Source organism: uncultured Holdemanella sp. (genome assembly GCF_934772795.1).
Classification (GTDB): domain Bacteria; phylum Bacillota_I; class Bacilli_A; order Erysipelotrichales; family Erysipelotrichaceae; genus Holdemanella.
Genome location: NZ_CAKVMR010000102.1, coordinates 1 through 4,139 on the forward strand (window position 1 = coordinate 1; position 4,139 = coordinate 4,139).

A 4,139-nucleotide genomic window follows, 5' to 3' on the forward strand; every position below is an offset into this window, starting at 1 on the left:
ACCGTTGTTTGATCATCAAATTCGACTAATAAATCTAATCGTGGACTCTTCATTTTACTATAGTCTTTTACCATTTCTGAATTCTTTACAACAACACTATTCACCTTCCTTTCTAAAAATACAGTGAGTAATGATTTTAAGGCATCATTCGCCTCTTTACAATCTTCGCCAAAGACATACTTAAAGGCGAAATCATTTAATAAATTTGCGCTACGCATGAGCACCTCATTTCTAGTAGGCATTTCCTACATACTCTTATACGTAAAAAAAGACGCTTTTTCTAATAAAAATCAAAAAAAGCGCCTTTTAGAGACTTATTCAGCCTCAATCTCCTTAATGAGACACTCATTTCCTTGTAGTAGAACCGTATGCTCACTCTTACAATATGGACACTCTCTTCCATATTGGATCGTATCATACGTTTTTTCACATTCGTTACAAATCGTAATGGCTTCAATCCACTCATATTCTAATGTTGAGTTTTCGATTAAAGGAACCTTTTTCTTATAGTATTTCCAACAATCCACTAAATACTCAGGAACGATTCCACTTACTTTTCCAATTTGTAAAGTTACTCTACGAATATCTGTAATATTGTTTTCTTGGGCAAGTTCTTCTAATGTTTTTGAAATATGTACAACAATTCCTAATTCATGCATACTATTTCTTCTTATTACGAATGATCTTGATCTGGCGTTTAGCAGCATATGGTAAGATTGCCTTCATCTTATCTTCGGCCTTCACCATTCTTGCACCATCCTTGATATCACGTGTTAAGTGGATCGCATCAAATTCACATTTTGTCGTACACAAACCACAACCTATGCATTTATTTGTATCCACAATACTTGCACCACATCCTAGACATCGATTGGCTTCAATCTTAACTTGTTCCTCTGTAAATGTTGAACGCAAGTCTCTAAATGATTTTTCACCTAAGCCTTTTTTAATACCAGGAATCTGTCGTTTGGCATGATCAAAATCAATATCAATCAATGCGTTATTCTTATCGAATTCATTAAATAAATGTAAGTCTCTACCAATTGTCAAAGAATGACCCTTATGCACAAATCGATGCATCGATTCTGCTGCTTCTTTACCATGGCTAATCGCATCAATCGCAAATTTTGGACCTGTATACACATCACCACCCGCAAATACATCTTCAATTGAAGTTTGAAGAGTTGTACCATCGGCTTTGATTGTTCCATTTGGATTGACTTCTACATCAAATCCTTGAATTGGAATGATACTCTGTCCAATCGAAAGAAAGACATGACTACACTGCATAGTTTCCAAAACATTTTCATCATAGCTTGGATTGAATCTTCCAGTTTCATCTTTTACACTAACACATTGCTTAAACACAATGGAATCTTCTAAGATTTCCTTTGGACCCCAGCCACAATGAAGCAAAATACCCTCTTCTTTAGCTTCTGATACTTCTTCAAGACTTGCCGGCATTTCGCATTCTTGTTCTAAAGAACATAAATGTACCTTTTGTGCTCCACTTCTTAAAGCTGCACGAGCTACATCTATCGCCACATTTCCGCCACCAACAACAACCACATCTCCAGAAATTAAATTTGGATCTTCTGTTTTATTGACTTTACGCAAGAAATCAATTCCAGATTCAACCATTTTATTTTCTTCACCTGGAATATTTAATTTTCTAGATCCTTGAGCACCAATGGCCACATAGAATGCTTCATATCCTTCTTTTCTTAAATCATCCAAAGAAATATCTTTACCTACTTCTATGCCACACTTAAATTCAATGCCCATAGCTTTTAACACTTCAATTTCAGCTTCAATCACAGACTTTTCTAAACGAAAAGATGGAATACCATATACCAACATACCGCCTGGTTTTTCTTCCTTTTCAAATATTGTGACTGGATAGCCCATTATTCTTAAATAATAAGCTGCACTCATACCAGCAGGACCCGCACCAATAATGGCCATCTTATTTGTGAAGAATTTGCCTTCAACATTTTCACATAATGGAATGTAGCGCTTGTCTTCATGAAGTTCTTGTTCGGCAATGAACTTCTTGATTTCATCAATAGCTAAAGGTTCATCAATCAATCCACGCGTACATTGTTGTTCACACCTTCTATTACATATAGCTCCACAAACAGCTGGAAATGGATTAAAGTCTTTGATCAACTTTAAAGCATCTAAATAACGGCCTTCTTTAGCCATCTTAATATAGCCTTGTACTGGTAAATGGGCAGGACATGCACTCTTACAAGGAGATGTACCGGTTTCATAACAATTTATTTTAGCTGTATCTCTAAAATTCCAATTCCACTTTTCAGGCCCCCACTTTACTGCATCCGGAAGTTCTTGTTTAGGATAGGACACTGGACCTGATTTTGTACATAATTTTTGTCCCAATTTTGCCGCTCCAACCGGACAAATTTCCACACACTTTCCACAAGCCACACACTTTTCACTATCCACATGCGCTCTATAAGCACTGGCCGACATATTTGGCGTATTGAACAATTGACTCGTTCTTAATGCGTTACATACGCCATGTGCGCAGTTACAAATCGCAAAAATCTTATCCTCTCCATCAATATTGGTAATTTGATGGACATAGCCTTTTCTTTCACAACGCTCTAAAGTCTCTATCACTTCTTCATACGTACAATAATGTCCACCCTTATTCGTTTGCACAACATAATCAGCCATATCACCAACCGCGATACAAACATCGGCTTCTACATCTCCAGTTCCTTCACCTCTAACACGTTGTTGTCTTCTACATGAACATGGAGAAAGTGCGTACTTGTCGTATTTATTCAACCAATGTGAAATCTTTTCTACACTTACCGCTTGCTGATTTGCATGAATCGCCTTTTCTACAGGAATGACATGCATACCAATGCCTGCTCCTCCAGGCGGAACCATTGGCGTTACTTTTTCAAGTGGTAAACGCGTCATCTTTTCAAAGAAATCCGCAACAATTGGATGTTCTTCTACAAGATCTTTATTCATCACCATAAATTCAGCGGCTCCAGGCACAAATTGAGGAAGCACAAACTGTTTATGATGATCCACATTTTCCCAATTGTATTCAATCATTCCGATATCGCACACTTCATTTAATACACGATTCACTCTTCCTGCTGGCCATCCAATTCTTTTCACTACTTCTTCAAAAGAAAGTGGTTTGCGCACTTCAAAGCACAAACATAAATCGCATTGTTCATCATTTAATATTTCATTTAAACACTCATATTCAGGATCTGTTTCCGATAACTTTTTCACTTTTGCCGGAATACGATCTGTGATACGCCTTGCCAGTTTATCAATATTATCTCGATATGCCATATTATTCCTTCCAGGCTTTTACTTCATTTTCTAGCCAATTACACCAATCATCAATTCCCTCACCCGTTTTAGCACACACCTCAAAAATCTTCGCATTTGGGTTTCGGTACAGAATGTTCTTTTTACATTTTTCTACATCAAAATCAAAGTATGGCAACACATCCATTTTATTGATAAGAACCACATCACACACTTGAAACATCAATGGATATTTCAAAGGTTTATCATCCCCTTCAGGAACACTTAAAATAGCCACATTTTTAGTGGATCCCGTATCAAATTCAGCAGGACAAACTAAATTACCTACATTTTCAAGGACAGCCAAATCTAAATCTTCCATACCCATTTCATATAAGCCTTGACGTGTCATATCTGCATCTAAATGACACATACCACCTGTATGTAACTGAATCGTACGTACACCATATTCACTGATGGTTTTGGCATCCACATCACTATCGATATCCGCTTCCATTATGCCAATTCGCAATGTATCTTTTAATTTTTCTAACGTTCTAGATAGAGTTGTTGTCTTACCTGCTCCTGGACTTGACATAACGTTTAATAAGAATACACCCTTGTCTTTGCATTCTTGTCTTAATTTGTTCGCATCTTTATTATTATCTTCAAATACGCTTTGTTTCACTTCTATAATTTTATACATGATACAAAACCTCCTAAGATGATTGTAAACGATTTCAGAAGGAGAGTAAATAAACACGTCAACTTCCCGCAATATTTATACATCTATACAAATAAACATCCCGTTGTGCTGTCACAACGGGTATTTTTTTATG

Annotated in this window: 4 protein-coding genes; all 4 read right to left on the minus strand. The window is 36.6% G+C overall.

The window, feature by feature from the left end; genetic code table 11:
• Positions 1 to 218: PD-(D/E)XK nuclease family transposase (locus tag Q0F04_RS11455; protein ID WP_295753412.1), on the minus strand; the 218-nt coding region annotated here is incomplete at its 3' end.
• Positions 219 to 314: 96 nt separating this feature from the next.
• Positions 315 to 659 (minus strand): hydrogenase maturation nickel metallochaperone HypA, encoded by a 345-nt coding sequence (locus Q0F04_RS11460; protein WP_118115861.1) that lies wholly within the window; start codon positions 657 to 659, stop codon positions 315 to 317.
• 1 nt (position 660) lies between these two features.
• The gene (locus Q0F04_RS11465) at positions 661 to 3,342 is read right to left on the minus strand and encodes an FAD-dependent oxidoreductase (RefSeq protein WP_295753414.1); all 2,682 of its coding nucleotides are present in this window, start codon (positions 3,340 to 3,342) and stop codon (positions 661 to 663) included.
• Between the two features lies 1 nt (position 3,343).
• A complete protein-coding gene (hypB, locus tag Q0F04_RS11470; RefSeq protein WP_295753416.1) occupies positions 3,344 to 4,006 on the minus strand; it encodes a hydrogenase nickel incorporation protein HypB in 663 nt (220 codons plus the stop codon).
• Positions 4,007 to 4,139 lie beyond the last annotated feature (133 nt).

Coding starts and splice junctions, on each gene's coding strand:
- Q0F04_RS11460 (WP_118115861.1), bottom strand. CDS start 659: ATGCATGAATTAGGAATTGTTGTACATATTTCAAAAACATTAGAAGAA.
- Q0F04_RS11465 (WP_295753414.1), bottom strand. CDS start 3,342: ATGGCATATCGAGATAATATTGATAAACTGGCAAGGCGTATCACAGAT.
- hypB (WP_295753416.1), bottom strand. CDS start 4,006: ATGTATAAAATTATAGAAGTGAAACAAAGCGTATTTGAAGATAATAAT.